We start from the raw sequence: 20,178 nt of genomic DNA on the forward strand, positions 1-20,178 counted from the left end.
TGCCAATAACCATTTGATTAAACCTCGGCGCGGGCCTAAGAATCCGCGCCGAATGCGTTGCAGAATGGAATGGCTGAAATGAAGAGATATTATTCGGATATGGGTGGTCTGCCGGGACAGACGGAACTTCTGTCGAGCAAGGCGGTGTTCAAGACCGCCTATGCGGTCATCCCCAAAACCGTCATGTCCGATATCGTGACGAGCGTGCTGCCGCACTGGACCGGCACCCGGGCCTGGATCATCGCCCGGCCGATGACCGGTTTTTCGGAAACTTTCGCGCAATATATAGTCGAGGTGCAGCCGGGCGGCGGCAGCGAGCGGCCGGAGCCGGACGCAAGGGCGCAAGCGGCGATCTTCGTTGTCGACGGCGAAATGACCGTGGAATTCGAGGGCGTGCCGCATGCCTTGCGGGAGGGCTCCTTCGCCTTCCTGCCGGCCGGTTCCCGCTGGCAGCTTCGCAATTCGGGCAAGGCGCCCGTCAAGTTCCACTGGGTCCGCAAAGCGTTTCAGGCGGTCGACGGGCTGGAGCCGCCGCCGGCTATCTTCACGCATGAGGATGAGCACGCTTTGTCGGCCATGCCGGATACGGACGGCAAATGGGCGACGACCCGCTTCATCGATCCGGAAGACGTGCGTTACGACATGCATCTCAACATCGTCACCTTCGAGCCGGGCGCGACCATTCCCTTCATGGAAACCCATGTGATGGAACACGGCCTTTATGTGCTGGAAGGCAAGGCCGTCTACCGGCTGAACGAGAACTGGGTGGAAGTGCAGGCGGGCGACTTCATGTGGCTGCGCGCCTATTGCCCGCAGGCCTGCTATGCGGGCGGGCCGGGCCGCTTCCGTTACCTGCTCTACAAGGATGTGAACCGGCACGTGAAGCTCTGGTAACGGGCGTCATATCGGCAAAACCCATGAATTATCGCGCAATCCGGCGGTTTGCGCGATAAATGCTTGCGTTAGATCGAATATCACTAATAAATCCGGTTATGCGGACGGCTATCGCCGTTGCGCACCGTTTCGGCATTCGCCTGCTATCCTTGAGAAGACCTCCCGTATGAATGAGATAATCGATACCAATGTCTTCAATCTTGCCCCCGTGGCGATGTGGATCGAGGATTTCAGCGAGGTGAAAAGCCAGTTCGATATCTGGCGATCGCAGGGCGTCGAGGATATCCGGGCGTTTCTTCTGGAAGATTTATCGAGGGTGGCGGCCTGCTCGCAGAAAATCCGCGTGATCAAGGTCAACGCCAGGACGCTGGAACTGTTCGAGGCCCGCGATCAGGCGCATCTCGTCGACAATCTACACCGGATTTTTCGTGACGACATGCTGGAAAGTCATGTGAACGAGCTTTCCGAGCTCTGGGCGGGCAAGACGGAATTCACCAGCAACGCGGTCAATTACTCAATCGGCGGCAAGCGGCTGGATATCCAGTTGCGCGGCGCGGTCATACCCGGCCATGAAGAAACCCTCGGACGGCTGCTTTTGACCACCGAGGATGTGACGGAGCGGGAGGAGGCGCGCCGCAAGGAGCTTCTCAATCGCCGTTACGCCGAAGGCATGTTCAAACATTCGCCCGTTTCCCTGTGGGTGGAGGATTTCAGCCGGGTGCGGCGGCTGATCGAGGAGGTCAGGGAGCGCGGCATCATCGATTTCCGCGTGTTCATGGATGTGCATCCCGAATTCGTGCGGCAATGCATGAGCGAAATCCGCGTCATCGACGTCAACCGCGCGACGCTCGACCTGTTCTGCGCGCCGGACCGGCAGGTTCTGTTGCAGCGGCTCGGCGATATTTTTCGCGGCGAGATGGAAAAGCCGTTCCGGGAACAGCTGATGGAGCTTTGGAACGGCAATCTCACCCACCATCGCGAGGTGGTGAATTACGCGCTTGACGGTTCGGAGCGGCATGTGCTCCTGCATTTTTCCGTCTTCCCTGGCCATGAGCGCGACTGGTCGCTGGTCCAGGTGGCGTTGACGGACATTACCGCGCGCAAGAAGGCGGAAGCCTATCTCGAATATCTCGGCAAGCACGATGTACTGACCAAGCTGCACAACCGTGCCTTCTATTCGGACGAGCTGAACCGGCTGGAGCGCAGTGCGCTCAGGCCGGTTTCGGCCATCGTTATCGATCTCAACGGCCTGAAGGACGCCAATGACAGGCTGGGACACGATGCCGGCGACGCATTGTTGCGGCGTGTGGGCGAGGTGCTGAATGGCGTGGTGACCGCGCCGAACCATGCGGCGCGCATTGGCGGCGACGAATTCGCCATCCTTCTTCCCGGCGCCGACAGGCAGGTGGCCGCCGCCATGGTCGAGACCGTTTATGAGCTGTTGAAGATCAACAACCAGTTCTATTCCAGCGCGCCGCTCAGCCTGTCACTGGGCGTGGCCACCAGCGAGGTCGGAGAGACGATGGAATCGCTGGTACGCCGCGCCGATATGAACATGTACGAGCAGAAGAACGCCTATTATGCGGCGCTGCGCAACAGATCCGCCGACAATAATGACACGACGAAACCCGGCTCGCAGCCGGAAGCCTCCTCGCTGAAGCGTCTGTCCTGAGGGGTAGTGAGGGCGTCGGGGCATTCCCTCAGCCCCATGCCGAAGATCTAGTCACGTCGAATAAAATCAATCGGTTCCAGATCCTCGGGACAGGCCCGAGGATGACGTCGAGACAATGTTATCCCCGGAATCAAAACCGCGTAGCGGTGGTTTGGACGTGCCGGCAGCAGCGGAAAGCTTCATTCGTCCGGCTGTCGCCTCCGGCTCGGCGCGATATGTCCTGCCTCGAACGCCAGTTAGTCCTCCATTCCCGAATTACAGCGCTTTCCGCAAGCCGTCGCACGCACCTTCACAAGCGCGTGAGACGGCTTTTGCACTGCAACAATTTCATTGCTGAAATTTTACATACGTCTTAGTATGTATGTAAATATGACATTTTTTTATGGATTCGGAGCGCAGTATGGCGAAGAGATTGGGGCAGATCGCGGCGGTGTTGTTGACGGGCATTGTTCTTGTCGGATGTAGCGATGAGCAGGCGTCCGCGCCCGGCGCGCCGCCGCCCGGTGCGGTGAAGGTCGTGACGGTGAGCCAGGAAGAACTGCCCATCACCAACGAATTGCCGGGGCGCATTGCGCCGACGCGGCTTGCCGAAGTGCGCCCGCGTGTCTCCGGCATCATCGTGGAGCGGGTGTTCGAGCAGGGCTCGCTGGTGAAGGAAGGCGACGTTCTCTACCGGATCGATCCCGCGCCGTTCCAGGTGCGCGTCGACAGCGCCGAGGGCACGTTGCGCCGGGCGCAGGCCGCGCAGCTGCAGGCGCGGCAGACGGCCGACAGACAACAGCAGCTGCGCCGTTCCAACGTCGGTTCCCAGCAGGAATTCGACAACGCCATCGCCCAGCTGGCGCAGGCCGATGCCGAGGTGGCCGTGGCCGAAGCCGGTGTCGCGGAGGCGAAGCTCAATCTGCAATATGCCGAAGTCAAAGCCCCGATCAGCGGCCGCATCGGTCGTGCGCGCATTACCGAAGGCGCCCTCGTCAGCGCCACCGGCTCGGAAAATCTGGCGACGATCCAGCAGCTCGATCCGATCTATGCCGACTTCACCCAGCCGGCAGCCGATCTTATCCGCCTGCGCAAGGCCCTGCAGGATGGCAAGCTGATGACCGGCCCGAACGAAGCCGAAGTCAACCTGCTGTTCGATGACGGCAGCCGTTACCCGCTGCCCGGCCGCCTGCTGTTTTCCGAAGCGGCGGTGGATGAAACCACCGGTCAGGTGACGCTGCGCGGTGAATTCCCCAACCCGAACGGCGATCTGCTGCCGGGCATGTATGTCCGCGTGCAGATCCAGCAGGGTATCCAGAAAGCGGCCTTCGCCGTGCCGCAGCAGGCGGTTCAGCGCGATGCCGGCGGTCAGGCGAGCGTGCTTGTCGTCAATGCCGAAGACACGGTGGAGCAGCGTCGTGTCAGCGTCGGCCGCTCCATCGGCGATCGCTGGGTGATTTCCGAGGGTCTGAAGGACGGCGACCGCGTCGTGGCCGAAGGTTTCCAGAAGACCGCTCCGGGCGCGAAAGTGAAGCCGGAACCGTGGTCCGATGAGGCCGATGTCGCAACCGCCGCTGACAGCGAGAGCGCGGCTCCGGCTGCGAAGCAATAAGGACCGATTTCATGGCACGTTTTTTCATCGATCGGCCCATTTTTGCCTGGGTCGTCGCCATCTTCATCATGCTGGCGGGTCTGCTCGCCATTCCCATGCTGCCGATTGCGCAATATCCCAATGTCGCCCCGCCGCAGATCTCCGTTTCGACGACCTATCCGGGCGCGTCGCCTGAGGATATTTACCAGAGCGTCACGCGTCCCATCGAAGAAGAGCTGAACGGCGTTCCAGGCCTGATCTATTTCGAATCGACGTCGGAATCCTCGGGTCGAATTTCCATCAACGTCACCTTTGCGCCGGGCTCCAACATCGGTGAAGCCCAGGTGGAGGTTCAGAACCGCATTGCGCGCGTCGAACCCCGCCTGCCGCAGGCGGTGACGCAGCAGGGCCTGCGCGTGGAGCAGGCGGGCACGTCGTTCCTGATGATGGTGGCGCTCACCTCCGTCGACGGCAACACGGACGCCATCGGTCTCGGCGACTATCTCAGCCGTAACGTGCTAGGCGAATTGCGCCGCGTTCCCGGCGTCGGCAGCGCGCAGCTCTTCGCCACCCAGCGCTCCATGCGTATCTGGATGGACCCGGACAAGATGCTGGGCCTGAGCCTCACCTCGAACGACGTCATCGGCGCCATTCAGGCGCAGAATTCGCAGGTTGCTGCCGGCCGCATCGGTGCATCGCCAAATCCCATCGGCCAGCAGATTTCCGCAACCGTCAACGTGCAGGGCCAGCTCACCTCGCCGGAAGAATTCGGCTCCATCGTGCTGCGCGCCAATCCGGACGGCTCGTCCGTACGGCTGCGCGATGTCGCGCGGGTGGAAGTGGGCGGCGAAAGCTATAACTTCTCGAGCCGCCTGAACGGCAAGCCGAGCGCCGCCATCGGCGTGCAGCTTTCGCCCACCGGCAATGCGTTGCAGACCTCCGAGGGCGTTCGCGCCACCATGGAAGAGCTGTCCCGATATTTCCCGCCGGGTCTGGAATATGAAATTCCCTATGACACCAGCCCCTTCGTCAAGATTTCGATCGAAAAGGTCATTCACACGCTGATCGAGGCGATCATCCTCGTCTTCGTGGTGATGTTCGTCTTCCTGCAGAATATCCGCTACACCATCATCCCGACACTGGTGGTGCCCGTGGCGCTGCTCGGCACCTGCGCCATCATGTATGTCTCGGGTTTCTCGATCAACGTTCTGACCATGTTCGCCATGGTTCTCGCCATCGGCATTCTGGTGGATGACGCGATTGTCGTCGTTGAGAATGTCGAGCGCATCATGGCGGAAGAGCATCTGTCGCCCAAGGAGGCCACCCGCAAGGCGATGGGCCAGATTTCCGGCGCGATCATCGGCATCACGCTGGTGCTGACCGCCGTGTTCGTGCCCATGGCCTTCTTCCCGGGCGCCGTCGGCATCATCTATCAGCAGTTCAGCCTGACAATGGTGGTGTCGATCCTGTTTTCGGGCTTCCTTGCTTTGTCGCTCACGCCGGCGCTCTGCGCGTCGTTCCTGAAGCCCATCAAGGCCGGGCACCATGAGAAGAAGGGCTTCTTCGGCTGGTTCAACCGCGGCTTCGACAAGGCATCGCACAAATATTCCTCGTCCGTCGGCAGCATCATCAAGCGTTCCGGCCGCTTCATGGTCATTTACGCGGCTTTGCTGGTGGGTCTTGGCTGGGCGTATATGCAACTGCCGAGCTCTTTCCTTCCGAACGAAGATCAGGGCTACCTGATCGTCGACATTCAGGCGCCGGCGGAAGCCAGCAGCGACCGCACCCTGCAATCCATCCAGCAGATCGAAAAGATCTTCATGGAAGAGCCGGCGGTGGATCGTGTGATTGCAGTTTCGGGGTTCTCCTTCTCCGGCTCCGGCCAGAATGCGGGTCTCGCCTTCGCCACCCTGAAGGACTGGAGCGAACGCGGACCGAACGATTCCGCCGCCGCCATATCGGCGCGCGTCAACGCCAAGCTGTGGGGTCTTCCGGACGCCATGTCGTTTGCGCTGTCGCCGCCACCAATCCAGGGCCTCGGCAATTCCAGCGGCTTCACCTTCCGCCTGCAGGATCGCTCGGGCGCGGGACAGGCCGCTCTCAGCGCGGCCGGTGCGCAGCTGATGGCTGCCGCCCGTCAGAGCCCCATCCTTGCCGGTCTTCGTATCGAAGGCATGCCGGATGCGGCGCAGGTCAATCTCATCATCGACCGTGAGAAGGCCAATACGTTCGGCGTCACCTTCAGCGACATCAACGCCACCATCTCGGCCAATATGGGTTCGTCATACGTCAACGACTTCCCCAATGCCGGCCGCATGCAGCGCGTGACGGTGCAGGCGGAACAGGGCCAGCGCATGAAGACGGAGGATCTTTTGAACCTCAACGTCCGCAATGCCAATGGCGGCATGGTGCCGGTGAGCTCATTCGCAACGGTGGAGTGGGTGCGCGGTCCCTCGCAGGTGGTCGGTTACAACGGCTATCCGGCGGTCCGTATCGGCGGCCAGTCCGCACCTGGTTATTCGTCGGGTGACGCCATTGCCGAAATGGAGCGCTTAGCGGGTGAGTTGCCGAGCGGCTTCGGTTTCGAATGGACCGGCCAGTCGCTGCAGGAAATCCAGTCCGGTTCGCAGGCGCCGGCATTGATCGGGCTCAGCGTTCTGTTCGTCTTCCTGCTGCTGGCAGCGCTTTACGAAAGCTGGTCCATTCCGCTCTCCGTCATGCTGGTGGTGCCGCTCGGCGTCATCGGCTCGGTGGCGGCGGTGATGCTGCGCGGCATGCCGAACGACGTCTATTTCCTCGTAGGCCTCGTCGCGATCATCGGTCTGTCCGCCAAGAATGCGATCCTGATCATCGAATTCGCCAAGGATTTGCGGGCGGAAGGAAAATCCACCTATGATGCGACGGTGGAGGCGGCGCATCTGCGCTTCCGGCCGATCCTGATGACGTCGCTCGCCTTCTCGCTCGGCGTGCTGCCGATGGCGATTGCTTCGGGCGCCAGCGCGGCGAGTCAGAACGCCATCGGCACCGGCGTGCTCGGCGGCATGATCTCGGCGACGATCCTTGCGATCTTCTTCGTTCCCGTCTTCTTCGTCTTCGTCATGAAGATTTTCGGGGATCGGAAGAAGGAGAATGAGATTGCTGCTGACGCGGTATCGCCGGCGGAATAAAACGGGTGTGACGGCTGGGCGAAAAGTCACGTGAATGCGTTCATCTGACTGACAGCCCGGCACCGCAAACAGGGCACGGTGCGAAAGCGCCGTGCCGCGACTGGAAGGAGACATCAGCATGCGCCGAACCAAGGCCGAGGCAGAAGAGACCCGTCAGGCGATCCTTGCCGCTGCCGAGCGGGTGTTCTTCAAGAAGGGCGTGGCCAACAGCTCTCTGGATGAGGTGGCGGCTGCGGCCGGCGTTACGCGCGGGGCGATCTACTGGCATTTTTCCAGCAAGAGCGATCTTTTTATCGGCCTCTATCAATCGGTGTCCCTGCCGGAATCGGATCTTCTCGATTTCGGCGACCCCGACGTCAAGGGCCTGGCTCTGCTGGCCAAGATCGAGGAAGCGGCCTGCAAATGGCTGACGCTTCTTTCAAAAGATGAGCAACGCCAGCGCATCATGACCATCAGCCTGCGCACCAATTACTCCGATGAGTTCGCCCCGGTTCTGCACGCGCAGGAGGAACTGGACCGGTATCACAAGGATCGGCTCGAGGGCGCTTTCGCGCGGGCGCAGGCGGAAGGCGCATTCAACGACAACTGGACGGCGGACTCTGCGCTCGACGCGCTCTACTGGCTGCTGAAAGGCATGTGCTCCGACTGGCTGCTGTTCGGCAAGCGTTTCGATCTGGCCAAGGAGGGCGCTGAAGCCGTGCACCGTCTGATGAAGGGATTCCAGCGCTCCTCCGCGTCATGACGGGACTTTCGCGACCCTCTGGCTTGCGGTTCCTGTGGTCAAATTTGAGTGTATTCTAAAACACCAGCGAAATTTGCTTTACGTACCTCAAAACGGACGCTAGCTTCTTCCTCGAGCTTTGGGAGGAGTTCGCAGATGGTCGTTTCAGATAAAATCAAGGGGCAAATGCCGTCCGTTCACACCGGATACCGGTGACGGCACATGGCTTTTGCTGACGAATCTCCAGACCACGCCCTTATCCGGACGGTTGGGCTGTCCAAGTCTTTCGGGCCGGTACAGGTTCTCAAGGATATAGAGATCGCGGTGCGCGCCGGTGAGGTCCACGCGATCATTGGCGAGAACGGCGCCGGCAAGTCGACGCTGATGAAGCTGCTGGCCGGCAATGAAAAGCCGTCGGGCGGCGAAATCCGCATCGATGGCGAAGCCGTTACGCTGAGCGGTCCGGTGGATGCCGAACATCGCGGCATCGTTCTCGTGCATCAGGAAATATTGCTGGCCCCGGATTTGACGGTGGCGCAGAACATTTATCTCGGTCGCGAAGTGGGTCGGGGCGCCATGGTGGACGATCGCGCCATGCGCGCCGGCGCCCGCAAGGCAATCGCCGATCTCGGCGGTACGATCGATCCGGACGCCATTGTCGGCAGCCTGTCGATTGCCCAGCGGCAGCTCGTGCAGATCGCCCGCGTTCTGCTGGTGCCGCATCGCGTGGTGATTTTCGATGAGCCGACCGCGAGCCTGACGCCCATCGAAACGGATGCGCTGCTGAATGTCATCAGGGACATCCGGGCGAAAGGCGTAGCCGTGCTTTATATTTCGCATCGTCTGCCGGAGGTGAAGGAGATCGCCGACCGGGTGACGGTTCTGCGAGACGGCAGGCTGGTCGCCTCCCATCCGGCATCGGCGCTGGAGCCTGCCGATATGGCGCGGCTGATGGTGGGGCGCGATGTCGCCAAGCTTTATCCGGACCGCGCCGCCGGCGGCGAGCACGAGCCGGTTCTGCAGGTGGAGCATTTTACTGTTCCAGGTTATGCTCAGGATGCCGGTTTCAGCCTGCGCGGGGGCGAAATTCTCGGTTTCGCCGGTCTGGTCGGCGCGGGCAGAACGGAACTCATGGAAGGAATACTCGGCCTGCGCGCCGGCCGGGGAACGGTGCGACATCATGGCAGGCCGGTGCATTTCGCAAAGGCGGAAGACAGCCTGAAAGCCGGCATCGTTTATCTGAGCGAGGACCGCAAGGGCAAGGGCCTGCTGCTTACCAAGGATTTGCGTGTCAATCTCACGCTTGCTTCGCTCAAGAAATTCAGCCGGCTGTTTCAGATCGATACCCGCCGGGAAACGGCGGCGCTCGATGATGCGGTCCGGGATTTCGACATCCGTACCGGACGCAAGGATCTGCTGGCGGGCCAGCTTTCCGGCGGCAACCAGCAGAAACTGCTTCTGGCCAAGATGATGCTCATCGATCCGTCCATCGTCATCATCGACGAACCGACGCGCGGCATCGATATCGGCACCAAGGAACAGATTTACCGCTTCATCGCCAGGCTCGCGGATGAGGGGCGCTCGATCATCGTCGTTTCCTCGGAAATGCCGGAGCTGATCGGTATCTGCGACCGCATTCTGGTTATGCGGTCGGGCCGGATCGTCGGCGAGGTGACAGGTGAGCGCATGACCGAAAACGACATCGTGGCGCTGGCGACTGGCGTTCATACGCAGGAACCTGCCTGAGCGCCCGTGTGCCGGGAAACATGGCCTGACAAAAGAGACTGAGGGGAAACATGACTGAGGCCGCATTTGACAACGGCAAAACGCCGAAGACCTCGAAGGACTGGGATCTGCGCGCCGTCGCGCCTTTCGTGGCGCTGGCCCTGCTGCTGGTTCTCGGAACCATCGCCAATCCCAATTTCATCGGCATCGACAATCTCCTGAACGTCATCACCCGCAGCGCCTTCATCGCCATCATCGCGCTCGGCGCAACTTACGTCATCACATCGGGCGGGCTCGATCTTTCGGTGGGCGCAATGGTGGCTTTCGTCGCCAGCCTGATGATCCTGTTCATGAATAGCGGCGCCATCGCCAGTCCGCTTTTAATGCTGCTTACCGCCATGGCGCTGGCGCTCGCCATCGGGGCTGCCTGCGGGCTGACGAACGGCCTCATCACCACCATTGGCCGCATCGAGCCCTTCATCGCCACGCTCGGCACCATGGGCATTTATCGCGGCTTGACCACATGGCTGTCGCAGGGCGGGGCGATCACGCTGCGCAACCCGGAAATCCAGACGCTTTATCGTCCGGTCTATTTCGGCAATGTCCTGGGCGTGCCGGTGCCGGTCATCGTTATCTTCGTCACCGCCGCGATAGCCGCCTTCGTGCTTTACCGCACCCGTTACGGGCGGCATCTGACCGCAGTAGGGTCGAGCGAGGATGTGGCGCGTTATTCCGGCATCTCGGTCGCGCGGGTGCGCACCATCGCGTATGTGGTGCAGGGGCTGTGTGTTGCCGTTGCGGTGCTGCTTTACGTGCCGCGCCTCGCTTCCACTTCGGCCACGACAGGCATGTTGTGGGAGTTGCAGGCCATCACCGCCGTCGTTGTCGGCGGCACGGCGCTGAGGGGCGGGGTAGGGCGCATCTGGGGGACGATCTGCGGCGCTTTCATTCTGGAGATCGTCGGCAACATCATGATCCTGTCGAACTTCGTCAGCGAATATCTGATCGGCGCCATTCAGGGGGCCATCATCATCATCGCCATGCTGGTGCAGCGTTCGCTCAGCCGCAGGTGACGTATCACGCCGCGCCATGTGGGGCAGGCGCGGTTGAAGGAGGAACGCCCCGGTCTTGGGAGGAAAGAGACTATGCGTAGTAAATTCATCGGCGTGGCCTTTGCCGCGCTGGCCACGGTGCTGGCGGGCTCAGCGCAAGCGCAGGATAAGAAGGTTACCATCGGCGTATCCATTCCAGCGGCCGACCATGGCTGGACGGCGGGCGTCGTCTACCATGCCGAGCGTGTGGCGAAGCTGCTGATGCAGGAACATCCGGGGCTCAACGTCATCGTCAAGACGTCGCCGGACGCCGCCAATCAGGCCAATGCGCTGCAGGACCTTGCCGTGCAGGGGCTCGATGCGCTGGTCGTCTTGCCGTCCGATCCAGATCCGCTGGTCAACGCCATCAAGGAGATCAAGGACAAGGGCACCTTCGTCGCGCTGGTCGACCGCGCGCCGAGCGTCAACGACAATTCGATCCGCGATCTCTATGTTGCCGGCAACAACCCCGCACTTGGCCAGGTGGCCGGCGAATACATCAAGAAGACGACGCCTGACGCCGAAGTCGTGGTCATTCGCGGTCTGCCGATCCCGATCGATCAGCAGCGTCAGGATGGTTTCGACAAGGGTATCGCCGGTTCCAGCGTCAAGGTTCTCGACCGTCAATATGGCAACTGGAACCGCGACGACGCCTTCCGCGTGATGCAGGACTATCTGACCAAATACAAGAAGATCGACGTGGTCTGGTGTCAGGATGACGATATGGCTATCGGCGTGCTGGAGGCCATCCAGCAGGCGAAACGCACCGATATCCAGTATATCGTTGCGGGCGCAGGTTCCAAGGACATGATCAAGAAGGTCATGGATGGCGACAAGCTCGTGCCGGTCGACGTGCTCTACCCGCCGGCGATGGTGGCGACCGCCATGCAGCTGACGGCCGGGCATTTCTACGATCAGGTGCCGGTTGCGGGTGAATATATCCTCGATGCGACGCTCATCACCAAGGACAATGCCGAGCAGTTCTACTTCCCGGATTCGCCGTTCTGATCTGATTTTCCGCTAACGCCGACGCCCGCCGCAAGGCGGGCGTTTCATTTTGTGGCTCACCCGTTCTTCCTGAACCAGGCCGAGAGATAATCCACGAAGCTGCGAACCTTGGCGGGCAGGTAACGGCGATGCGGATAGACCGCATAGATACCCCTGTCCTTGGAAATATAATCGTCGAACAGCGTCACCAGCTCGCCGGACTGGATATAGGGTCTGGCGATGAAATCGGGCACGAGCGCAATGCCGAGCCCGGCGCGGGCGGCGCGCAGCGTCGCCTGCGGGCTGTTGACCTCGATCGGTCCGCTGATGGTGACGGAGTTCGAACCGCCATCTGGCTCCAGATATCGCACCGTATTGTGAAACCGCGTATTGGTGTCGATGATGAAGGGAACGCGGGAAAAATCCTGCGGCCCGTCGAGCGGCCCGTGCTGCGCCACGAAATCCGCCGTCGCCACCGCATAGACCCGGAAATCGGAAAGCTTGCGGGCGATGAGACCGGAATCCTCCAGCCGGGTTATGCGAACCGCAAGATCGAAACCCTCTTCGATCAGGTCGACGAATCGGTCTTCCGCGACGATTTCCAGCGACAGTTCCGGATTTTCTTTGGCGAAGTCGATCAGACTCTGGCCGACATCGGCATCGATGAAGGTGCGGGGCACCGAAATCCTGAGCTTGCCCTTCAGATCGGCATTCTTTTCGCGCACCAGATCGGCAAGGTTATCGATCTCCTTCAAAATGTCGGAAGCGGTGCGGTAATAGGTGTGCCCGGCTTCCGTCAGAGAGAACTGCCGGGTGGTGCGGTTGAGGAGCAGCGCGCCGAGATCGTCCTCCAGTTCCCGCACATATTTGGACAGAAGCGCCTTGGAACGCCCCGTCTTGCGCGCCGCGGCGGAAAAACCCTCCGCTTCGACGACATCGATAAAGGCGCGGATGCGGGTGAGCGTGTCCATGAAAATCCTCCAGTTCGTTCCATATAATTGAACGGCGAAGGCGGACTGTTCAACCCTTAATTCACTGCCGAAAAAATCCGCTCTTTGGTGAAAAAATCCTCTTGATTATGACTGCGAATATTCTTATCTCCCGTGCTGCCCAAAGTCGCACGTGCCCATGTGTGTCCGCCGATTCCTCGATGTGGTGAGGATTTAGGTAAGGTACCTGGAACTAACCCCTCCAGTCGCTATTCCGGCCAACCGGAAAATGCGAGGACATACGAAGCAACGACGGTGCGGGCCTTTCTGGTTCTCTGCCGGCTTTCCATCAGCCGGGGTACTAAAGAGGCACACCATCATTGCCTGAAGTGCGGTCGGGTCATTCCCTCCAATCCATGGCAGACAAAGCCGAATGATGCTCTGGCAGGGCATCGTTCCCATTCGCGCCTTGAGCGTATGCTATCGATTCTGCGCCTCCACCGGCTGATTCGAATGCATATCTCGAGCGTCCTTTGTCCTCCGGATTTTTCCGGAGCCGGTTTAACAGGGAATACATCGATGACGACTGCACGCATTCTCGACTTCATCAAGACCCGACGTCCCGAAGGCCCTTGCCTCGTGGTTGATCTCGACGTCGTGCGCGACAATTTCAACGCTTTCCGGCATTCCCTGCCGAACAGCGCCATTTATTACGCCGTCAAGGCAAACCCGGCTCCCGAAATCCTGAAGCTGCTCGCTTCGCTCGGCTCCAACTTCGATTGCGCCTCCGTGGCTGAAATCCAGATGGCGCTCGATGCCGGTGCGACGGCTGACCGTATCTCCTTTGGCAACACCATCAAGAAGGAACGCGATGTTGCTCGCGCCCACGCGCTCGGCATCGATCTCTTCGCCGTGGACAGCCATGAGGAAGTCGAGAAGGTCGCCCGTGCCGCTCCCGGCGCGCGCGTCTTCTGCCGCGTGCTGACGGATGGCGAAGGCGCCGAATGGCCGCTGTCGCGCAAGTTCGGCTGCGTGCCGCAGATGGCTGTCGACGTTCTGGTCTATGCACACCAGCTCGGCCTCGAGTCCTATGGCGTATCCTTCCATGTCGGTTCGCAGATGATGAATCTCGACGCATGGGATGCGGCGCTGGCCGATGCCAAGCGCGTCTTCGCTTCGCTCGCCAAGCAGGGCATCCACCTGCAGATGGTCAACATGGGCGGTGGTTTCCCGACCAAGTACCTGCGCGACGTTCCGGCTGCCGAAGAATACGGCCAGGCGATCGACACGGCGCTGCGCAAGCACTTCGGCAACCAGATCCCGAAGACGATCATCGAGCCGGGCCGCGGCATGGTCGGCAATGCCGGCGTCATCAAGGCGGAAGTCGTTCTCGTGTCGCGCAAGTCCGACAATGACAACCACCGCTGGGTGTTCCTCGATATCGGCAAGTTCGGCGGTCTCGCCGAGACGATGGACGAGGCTATCCGTTACCCGATCCGCACGGAGCGCGATCAGGACGAGATGGAGCCCTGCGTTCTGGCCGGCCCGACCTGCGACAGCGCCGACGTGCTGTATGAAAAGAACATGTACCCGCTGCCGGTCTCGCTGACCATCGGCGACGAAGTTCTGATCGAAGGCACGGGCGCTTATACGACCACCTATTCGGCGGTCGCGTTCAACGGTTTCGAGCCGCTGAAGGCCTACGTCATCTGATCCGAGCGCCGTCCGCTGAGCAGGGCGGCGTCTCGACCAAGCTTCCGTTCCGGCTTTGCCGATTGTGCTGATGCGCAAATCCCTGCTTGCTGCACCTCTTCCAGCCGAGGAAAGCGTGTCGGCGGGCCGGAACGGCTCCACCAATTTTTCATCAAGGGCCGCGTGTGGGCGGTAGTGTGACGGGAGGCCAAGGATGGCCGCTCTTTTGAATTCGGTACGGGCATTTTTCACGCCGCAGACATTTCATGTCGATCAGGAAAATCCGGGCGATGTCGTCGCCCGTGAGAACCTGCTGGACCGCGCCATGGGCGCCGGCCGCCGCCGCAAGTCTTCCGAAAAGCTGCGCGCGGGTCGCATTCCGGCCGAAGGCCTGGCGCTGGTTGCCCGCGACGAGGATGGCCATGTCATTGGTACGGTACGTCTCTGGAATGTCGAGGCTGGCATCTCCCGAGAAGGTCGCGCCGTCGAAGCCCTGCTGCTCGGCCCGCTGGCCGTCGATGCCGCCCATGAAGGCAAGGGCATCGGCTCGGCGCTGATGCGCGCCGCCATTGCCGAAGCCACCAAGCGTGGCCACGGCGCCGTTCTTCTGGTCGGCGATGCACCCTATTACGAGCGCTTCGGCTTTTTCGCCGACAAGGCCCAGCACCTCATCATGCCCGGCCCGTTCGAGCGCAGCCGTTTCCTGGCGCTGGAACTGAAAGCCGGCTGGCTTGAAGGCGCTGCCGGCCTGTTGGTGGCAAGCGGTCGCAGGCTCTCTGCCTGACACCGGCCTCGCTGCTGATATCAAACCCCGGCCCAAAGCCGGGGTTTATTGTTTCTGCTCTATGGCTTTGGGGGTCGGCCGTTGCCCGCCGATAATTTCTCGGAGCGCCTCTTGCGCACAGAAATTTACGGGTATATACCCGAGACAAATGCCAAACGATAGTTGCCATTGCATCCTGTTGCGCAAAGCATCCCGCAAGGTTTCGTCCTATTATGACGAGGCTCTGGCGCCGCTTGGCGTGAATATCGGTCAGTTCAGCCTGTTGCGGAATATCAATCGCACCGCGCCGGTCTCGCTGACCGATCTGGCCGCGCGGGTGGAACTGGATCGTTCCACCGTCGGCCGCAACGCCAAGGTGCTGGCTCGCATGGGTCTGGTGGCCATCGGCCACGGCGAGGATCAGCGGGAAGCGATGCTGACGGTGACGAAGGAAGGCCACGCGATCCTGAAAGCGGGCGCCCCGCTCTGGGATGGGGTGCAGGATGAAATCGAGGCTCGGCTTGGGCCTGAGAAGACAGCACAATTGCAGGAACTGCTCGCAGCCCTGTGATTTTTGGGGATATGCGGGTATCTGCCCGCAATATAGGGTATATACCCGTAAAATATCGGCCGCGGCCGCGGGAAAGGGAATTTGAACATGCTCTCCACACGCCTCGCCAGCTGGATGGCCGGCAGAAATCTGCATTATGGCTGGCTCGTTGCCGCAACTACCTTCTTGACCATGCTGGCCACCGCCGGTGCGATGGGATCCGCCGGGGTGATGATCCAGCCGCTGCATCAGGAATTCGGCTGGGATATTGCCGATATTTCCTCCGCAATGGCTGTCAGGCTGGTGCTTTTTGGCCTGCTCGGGCCTTTTGCCGCCGCCTTCATGAATCATTTCGGCGTCCGGCAGGTGGTGTCCACCGCGCTTGCCCTGATCATGGGCGGCATTGTCGCCTCCTTCTTCATGACCGAGGTATGGCAATTGCTGCTGCTCTGGGGCGTGGTGATCGGCGTCGGCACGGGCATGACCGCGCTGGTGTTGGGCGCCACCGTGGCGACACGCTGGTTTTCCAAGCGTCGCGGACTGGTGATCGGCCTCATGACGGCGAGCAACGCCACCGGCCAGCTGGTTTTCCTGCCGCTGCTGGCGGCGCTGACGGAAGCCTATGGCTGGCGAACCGCCTTGACCCTGTCCGTTGCTGTAATCGCCACCGCCATGGTTCTCGTCCTGCTTTTGATGCGTGACCATCCTGCCGATGTCGGCCTGCCGGCCTATGGCGAGACGGCGGTGGCAAAGCCGGTCAAGCAGGATCACAATCTTCTTGCCACACTGGTATCGCCGCTGGTGACCCTGAAGAGCGTATCGGGCAACCCGGTGTTCTGGGTGCTTTTCGGCACCTTCTTTGTCTGCGGGCTTTCGACCAACGGCCTCATCCAGACACACTGGATTTCGATCTGCGGCGATTTCGGCATGGCTGCGGTGACGGCGGCGGGCACGCTGGCGGTGATCGGCATTTTCGATTTCTTCGGCACGATCTTCGCAGGCTGGCTTTCCGACCGGTTCGACAATCGCTTCCTGCTGTTCTGGTTCTATGGTCTGCGCGGCCTGTCCCTGTTGTACCTTTCATTCTCGGGGTTCAGCTTCGTGGAGCTTTCGGTCTTCGCTGTCTTTTATGGGCTGGACTGGGTGGCGACGGTGCCGCCGACGGTGAAGCTCGCTGCCGAGAATTTCGGCCGAGAAAAGGCCGGTCTCGTTTTCGGCTGGGTGTTTGCCGGCCATCAGCTGGGAGCCGCCACAGCCGCCTTTGGCGCCGGTTTCTTCAAAAGCGACTTCGATACCTATATGCCCGCGCTGCAGATTGCCGGTCTGATGTGCATGATCGCGGCCGTCTCGGTTCTGCTTCTGCGCAAGCCGGGCTCCGCAACCCTGACGCCCCAGGCCGCTTGATAGACGTGATGCACTGGAAGGAGGCCTGCATTTGCAGGCCTTTTTTCGTATTTTTCCGGCATCTGCCGGCGCGTTGTGCACGAGCTCCACGATCGCCGGACGGCACTTGTTGCGTAATTGTCACAATCCTTGCCGGTTAATCGTTCCGATCCATGATCGGCGTCCCGGTTTGATCCATCTCAATCGGCCCGCCTCTCCCTTCGTCATAGTGGCCCCAAGCGGTTGCGGCAGGCGAAGATTCGCGAAAGCCCGCCGTCATCAGCCGGTTCCGGGGACTTGCCCGGCTGCGGTGCGCTATAGGAGAGATGGAATGACGAACGGAAACAAAAAAAACGCCTTGCTTGCCAGTGTCGCAGTGGGTGTCGCAGCCATGCTGGTATCCGCCAATGCGATGGCTGCCGATCTGGCCCAGGCAGCGCCGGCCCCCACCGCCGAAGAGGCGATTGCGGCAGCAAGCCCGTGGATGCTGCGCGTGCGCGGCCTCGGCGTCATCACCCATGACAGCGGCAGCGTCGACGGTGTGCCGGGAGCGGGCCTGTCCTATTCGGACACCGTGATCCCGGAACTCGACATCAGCTATTTCTTCACCGAAAACTTCGCCGCGGAGCTTATCCTCGGCACCACCTATGCCAAGATCAATGGCGAGGGTGTGCTGGCCGGCACGCCGGTCGGCAAGACGTGGCTGCTGCCGCCGACATTGACGCTGCAATATCACTTCACCGATTTCGGTGCTTTCAAGCCCTATATCGGCGCGGGCGTGAACTATTCGCTGTTCTATAACCAGACGGAAAAGCCCGGTTTCAGCAATCTCGATGTCAAGAACAAGGTCGGTGCAGCCGTGCAGGTCGGCTTCGACTATATGCTGGACGAGCATTGGGGCGTGAACTTCGACGTGAAGAAGATCTTCCTCAAGACCGACTGGACGGCGGAACTCGGCGGCACGCCGATCAGCGGCAAGGCGAAGCTCGATCCCTGGCTGATCGGCGCGGGTATCACCTATCGCTTCTGATTAGGGGATCGGTTAAGCGCCGCCTTTGACGGGCGGCGCTTTCTAAGCTATAGGGACGGCCACGGGCATAAGAGCCCCGGCCGTCCGCAGGCGTTTGCGCCCCTGGTGAAGCTCTTTCTTTAATAACGGTCATCCCATGTTTTGCATGTCGTCGATGGCAACGCGGACCCCCTTCGGAATAGTCGGCATGCGCATGTTGGAGAACCGTTATGAACGTGTCCAAACCGCTTCCCGCACTTGAGGGGCTGAAAGAACAGGCAAAACGCCTGCGCGCCGCCCTTGAAGGTGAGGGGCAGGCAATCACCCATTCGAAGGCGCTGGAACTCATCGCCGCGCAATATGGCTTCCGCGACTGGAACACCCTCCACGCATCGGCCGGCAACCGCCCCGCCTTCAACCCCTATCTTCTGGGCTCAAGGGTGGAAGGTTTTTACCTCGGCCAACCCTTCGTGGCTTCGGTGCTGGGCGTGCAGGCGCTCGGCGGCGATCCCGAACGTTACCGGCTGACCCTGCATCTCGACGATCCGGTGGATGTGGTGACTTTCGAAAGCTTTTCCGCCTTTCGCCAGCGCGTCCACTGCAATGTCGACACATCCGGCCGCACCGTGGAGAAAACCTCCAATGGCCGGCCGCAGGTGGAACTCGTCTGGTAGGGAAGCGGGCAGAGTTCGCTTGCCGTTACCTCCAAAACAGCGCCCCAGATCGCTGGCGTCGTCGCACCGCGTTCCGATTCAGGGTCGGAATGCGGTGTGCCGCAGCTGTTTGGGAGCACGCGCCGACAAAGAGAGCATGACCTGTTGCAATTCCCGTTTGGGTGGCAGTATAATTAAGTCCACATTGTTGAATATTGCATTTTTATAACAAATTTTGAATGAGGTATTGATGAGCGCGGAGCGCAATCCCGGGCGTTGGATTTACGTCGATTCCATTCGAGGCATAGCGGCTCTGGCGGTGATATACATTCATATTGCCGAAGTCGCCTATAAGAACAGATTTTCGACCTATGCGGTCGAGCATTATCTGTTTTACTTTTTTTCGGAATACTTCGATCTCGGGAAGATCGCCGTCGTTATGTTCTTTGCCGTTTCCGGGTTTGTTATTCCCTTCTCCTTGCTGAAGGCAAACAAAGTGCCCTTGCGCAGCTTTGCGATTTCGCGATTTTGCAGGCTTTACCCCGCTTACTGGGGGTCGATGGTCCTTGCTCTGTTGATTATCCCGCTGGTGCGGGGAGATGTCTTCACGCTTAGCCAGATCATTGCCAATGGGACGATGCTGCAACAGTTTCTGGGACAGCAAAATATTCTCGGGGTCTATTGGACACTGCAGATAGAAATCCTGTTTTATGTCGTCAGCGCCATGCTGTTCTATGTCAGGCTTCTTCACAAGCCTGAGGGTGCAGCGGGTGCTGTAGTGTTCTTCCTGTTCTGCGCCGTCGCCATGGGGGCGGCGCGATATGGTACGGGCATCAAATTGCCGGTCGCCATTCCGCTTGGACTAACCGTCATGTTCTGGGGATTGTTGAGGCGTCACGGCGCGAGTGAAGAGGCTGGCGTGCATATGCGGCGGCTCATCCTTGCCACATCCCTCCTCATCATCTTCACCGTGCCTGTCGTCAGCCTTCTGAGCTATAATGTGGATATGGGCTTCGGTGAAACCTGGTACCGTTATACGATTGCCTATTATGCGGGAATGGCGCTGTTTGCGCTCTTCACGACAAAGCTCCGCATAACGCACCCGGTTTTCGTCTGGCTCGGTGCGATAAGCTATTCCGTGTATCTGCTTGGCCCAGTCGCCCAGCCGATCGTGGAATATGTTCTCCCCTATCGGCAACTGGCTCCCTATCCCATCCACGTCACCATCATCCTAACCTTCGCCTTGACGGTGATTATGGCCTATTTGAGCTACAGGTTCATCGAGCTGCCGTCGCAAAAGCTCGGGAAGAAACTCGCATCACGCCAGCCCGCTCATGTGGCGGGATCATCGGTTTGAATGCACCGGCATTAC

Annotated in this window: 16 protein-coding genes; 15 read left to right on the top strand and 1 reads right to left on the bottom strand. The window is 60.4% G+C overall.

Annotated elements, in window-relative coordinates; all coding sequences use genetic code 11:
• Window positions 1-69: 69 nt before the first annotated feature.
• The 8 genes from PIB16_RS22685 (at window position 70) to PIB16_RS22720 (ending at window position 11,848) form a co-directional block, all read left to right on the top strand.
• Window positions 70-894: a bifunctional allantoicase/(S)-ureidoglycine aminohydrolase gene (locus PIB16_RS22685; protein ID WP_271046365.1), complete on the top strand. Its 825-nt coding sequence runs from the start codon at window positions 70-72 to the stop codon at window positions 892-894.
• 166 nt (window positions 895-1,060) lie between these two features.
• Window positions 1,061-2,566 carry a sensor domain-containing diguanylate cyclase gene (locus PIB16_RS22690; RefSeq protein ID WP_065655486.1) on the top strand — a complete coding sequence of 502 codons (1,506 nt, stop codon included), beginning with the start codon at window positions 1,061-1,063 and terminating at the stop codon, window positions 2,564-2,566.
• Window positions 2,567-2,966: 400 nt separating this feature from the next.
• Window positions 2,967-4,157, top strand: a complete 1,191-nt coding sequence (locus PIB16_RS22695) for an efflux RND transporter periplasmic adaptor subunit (protein ID WP_080858116.1) — start codon at window positions 2,967-2,969, stop codon at window positions 4,155-4,157.
• Window positions 4,158-4,168: 11 nt separating this feature from the next.
• Window positions 4,169-7,303: an efflux RND transporter permease subunit gene (locus PIB16_RS22700; protein WP_125146280.1), complete on the top strand. Its 3,135-nt coding sequence runs from the start codon at window positions 4,169-4,171 to the stop codon at window positions 7,301-7,303.
• Between the two features lie 118 nt (window positions 7,304-7,421).
• Entirely contained in the window at window positions 7,422-8,045 is a 624-nt protein-coding gene (locus PIB16_RS22705) for a TetR family transcriptional regulator (RefSeq protein ID WP_080857209.1), read from the top strand.
• Between the two features lie 201 nt (window positions 8,046-8,246).
• Window positions 8,247-9,770: a sugar ABC transporter ATP-binding protein gene (locus PIB16_RS22710; RefSeq protein ID WP_271046366.1), complete on the top strand. Its 1,524-nt coding sequence runs from the start codon at window positions 8,247-8,249 to the stop codon at window positions 9,768-9,770.
• A 50-nt stretch (window positions 9,771-9,820) separates the two neighbouring features.
• Entirely contained in the window at window positions 9,821-10,822 is a 1,002-nt protein-coding gene (locus PIB16_RS22715; RefSeq protein WP_078052469.1) for an ABC transporter permease, read from the top strand.
• A 72-nt stretch (window positions 10,823-10,894) separates the two neighbouring features.
• A complete protein-coding gene (locus tag PIB16_RS22720) occupies window positions 10,895-11,848 on the top strand; it encodes a substrate-binding domain-containing protein (RefSeq protein WP_174036745.1) in 954 nt (317 codons plus the stop codon).
• Between the two features lie 56 nt (window positions 11,849-11,904).
• Here the strand turns inward: PIB16_RS22720 and PIB16_RS22725 are convergent, their stop codons facing one another.
• Window positions 11,905-12,798 (bottom strand): LysR family transcriptional regulator, encoded by an 894-nt coding sequence (locus PIB16_RS22725; RefSeq protein WP_065655482.1) that lies wholly within the window; start codon window positions 12,796-12,798, stop codon window positions 11,905-11,907.
• A gap of 537 nt (window positions 12,799-13,335) precedes the next feature.
• On the opposite strand from PIB16_RS22725, the gene odc2 reads away from it, so the two are divergent.
• The 7 genes from odc2 (at window position 13,336) to PIB16_RS22760 (ending at window position 20,163) form a co-directional block, all read left to right on the top strand.
• A complete protein-coding gene (odc2, locus tag PIB16_RS22730) occupies window positions 13,336-14,469 on the top strand; it encodes an ornithine/lysine decarboxylase (RefSeq protein WP_003523360.1) in 1,134 nt (377 codons plus the stop codon).
• A gap of 193 nt (window positions 14,470-14,662) precedes the next feature.
• On the top strand, window positions 14,663-15,232 hold the full coding sequence (locus tag PIB16_RS22735) for a GNAT family N-acetyltransferase (protein ID WP_080854677.1): 570 nt from the start codon (window positions 14,663-14,665) through the stop codon (window positions 15,230-15,232).
• 148 nt (window positions 15,233-15,380) lie between these two features.
• Complete coding sequence (locus tag PIB16_RS22740; protein ID WP_020813347.1) at window positions 15,381-15,782, top strand: MarR family winged helix-turn-helix transcriptional regulator; 402 nt, start codon at window positions 15,381-15,383, stop codon at window positions 15,780-15,782.
• Window positions 15,783-15,869: 87 nt separating this feature from the next.
• Window positions 15,870-17,165, top strand: a complete 1,296-nt coding sequence (locus PIB16_RS22745; RefSeq protein ID WP_080820717.1) for an MFS transporter — start codon at window positions 15,870-15,872, stop codon at window positions 17,163-17,165.
• 310 nt (window positions 17,166-17,475) lie between these two features.
• Window positions 17,476-18,174, top strand: coding sequence for an OmpW/AlkL family protein (locus PIB16_RS22750; RefSeq protein ID WP_271046367.1), 699 nt, complete (start codon window positions 17,476-17,478; stop codon window positions 18,172-18,174).
• A gap of 209 nt (window positions 18,175-18,383) precedes the next feature.
• The gene (locus PIB16_RS22755; RefSeq protein WP_271046368.1) at window positions 18,384-18,827 is read left to right on the top strand and encodes a glyoxalase superfamily protein; all 444 of its coding nucleotides are present in this window, start codon (window positions 18,384-18,386) and stop codon (window positions 18,825-18,827) included.
• Window positions 18,828-19,056: 229 nt separating this feature from the next.
• A complete protein-coding gene (locus tag PIB16_RS22760) occupies window positions 19,057-20,163 on the top strand; it encodes an acyltransferase family protein (RefSeq protein WP_271046369.1) in 1,107 nt (368 codons plus the stop codon).
• The last annotated feature ends 15 nt before the right edge of the window (window positions 20,164-20,178 follow it).

The organism is Agrobacterium sp. ST15.13.015, from assembly GCF_027871645.1.
Taxonomy (GTDB): domain Bacteria; phylum Pseudomonadota; class Alphaproteobacteria; order Rhizobiales; family Rhizobiaceae; genus Agrobacterium; species Agrobacterium leguminum.

Bases quoted from the DNA above. Each gene is read 5' to 3' on its own strand.
- PIB16_RS22685 (WP_271046365.1), top strand. From the start codon at position 70: ATGGCTGAAATGAAGAGATATTATTCGGATATGGGTGGTCTGCCGGGA.
- PIB16_RS22715 (WP_078052469.1), top strand. From the start codon at position 9,821: ATGACTGAGGCCGCATTTGACAACGGCAAAACGCCGAAGACCTCGAAG.
- PIB16_RS22720 (WP_174036745.1), top strand. From the start codon at position 10,895: ATGCGTAGTAAATTCATCGGCGTGGCCTTTGCCGCGCTGGCCACGGTG.
- PIB16_RS22740 (WP_020813347.1), top strand. From the start codon at position 15,381: ATGCCAAACGATAGTTGCCATTGCATCCTGTTGCGCAAAGCATCCCGC.
- PIB16_RS22705 (WP_080857209.1), top strand. From the start codon at position 7,422: ATGCGCCGAACCAAGGCCGAGGCAGAAGAGACCCGTCAGGCGATCCTT.
- PIB16_RS22695 (WP_080858116.1), top strand. From the start codon at position 2,967: ATGGCGAAGAGATTGGGGCAGATCGCGGCGGTGTTGTTGACGGGCATT.
- PIB16_RS22750 (WP_271046367.1), top strand. From the start codon at position 17,476: ATGACGAACGGAAACAAAAAAAACGCCTTGCTTGCCAGTGTCGCAGTG.
- PIB16_RS22710 (WP_271046366.1), top strand. From the start codon at position 8,247: ATGGCTTTTGCTGACGAATCTCCAGACCACGCCCTTATCCGGACGGTT.
- PIB16_RS22735 (WP_080854677.1), top strand. From the start codon at position 14,663: ATGGCCGCTCTTTTGAATTCGGTACGGGCATTTTTCACGCCGCAGACA.
- PIB16_RS22700 (WP_125146280.1), top strand. From the start codon at position 4,169: ATGGCACGTTTTTTCATCGATCGGCCCATTTTTGCCTGGGTCGTCGCC.
- odc2 (WP_003523360.1), top strand. From the start codon at position 13,336: ATGACGACTGCACGCATTCTCGACTTCATCAAGACCCGACGTCCCGAA.
- PIB16_RS22745 (WP_080820717.1), top strand. From the start codon at position 15,870: ATGCTCTCCACACGCCTCGCCAGCTGGATGGCCGGCAGAAATCTGCAT.
- PIB16_RS22755 (WP_271046368.1), top strand. From the start codon at position 18,384: ATGAACGTGTCCAAACCGCTTCCCGCACTTGAGGGGCTGAAAGAACAG.
- PIB16_RS22725 (WP_065655482.1), bottom strand. From the start codon at position 12,798: ATGGACACGCTCACCCGCATCCGCGCCTTTATCGATGTCGTCGAAGCG.
- PIB16_RS22690 (WP_065655486.1), top strand. From the start codon at position 1,061: ATGAATGAGATAATCGATACCAATGTCTTCAATCTTGCCCCCGTGGCG.
- PIB16_RS22760 (WP_271046369.1), top strand. From the start codon at position 19,057: ATGAGCGCGGAGCGCAATCCCGGGCGTTGGATTTACGTCGATTCCATT.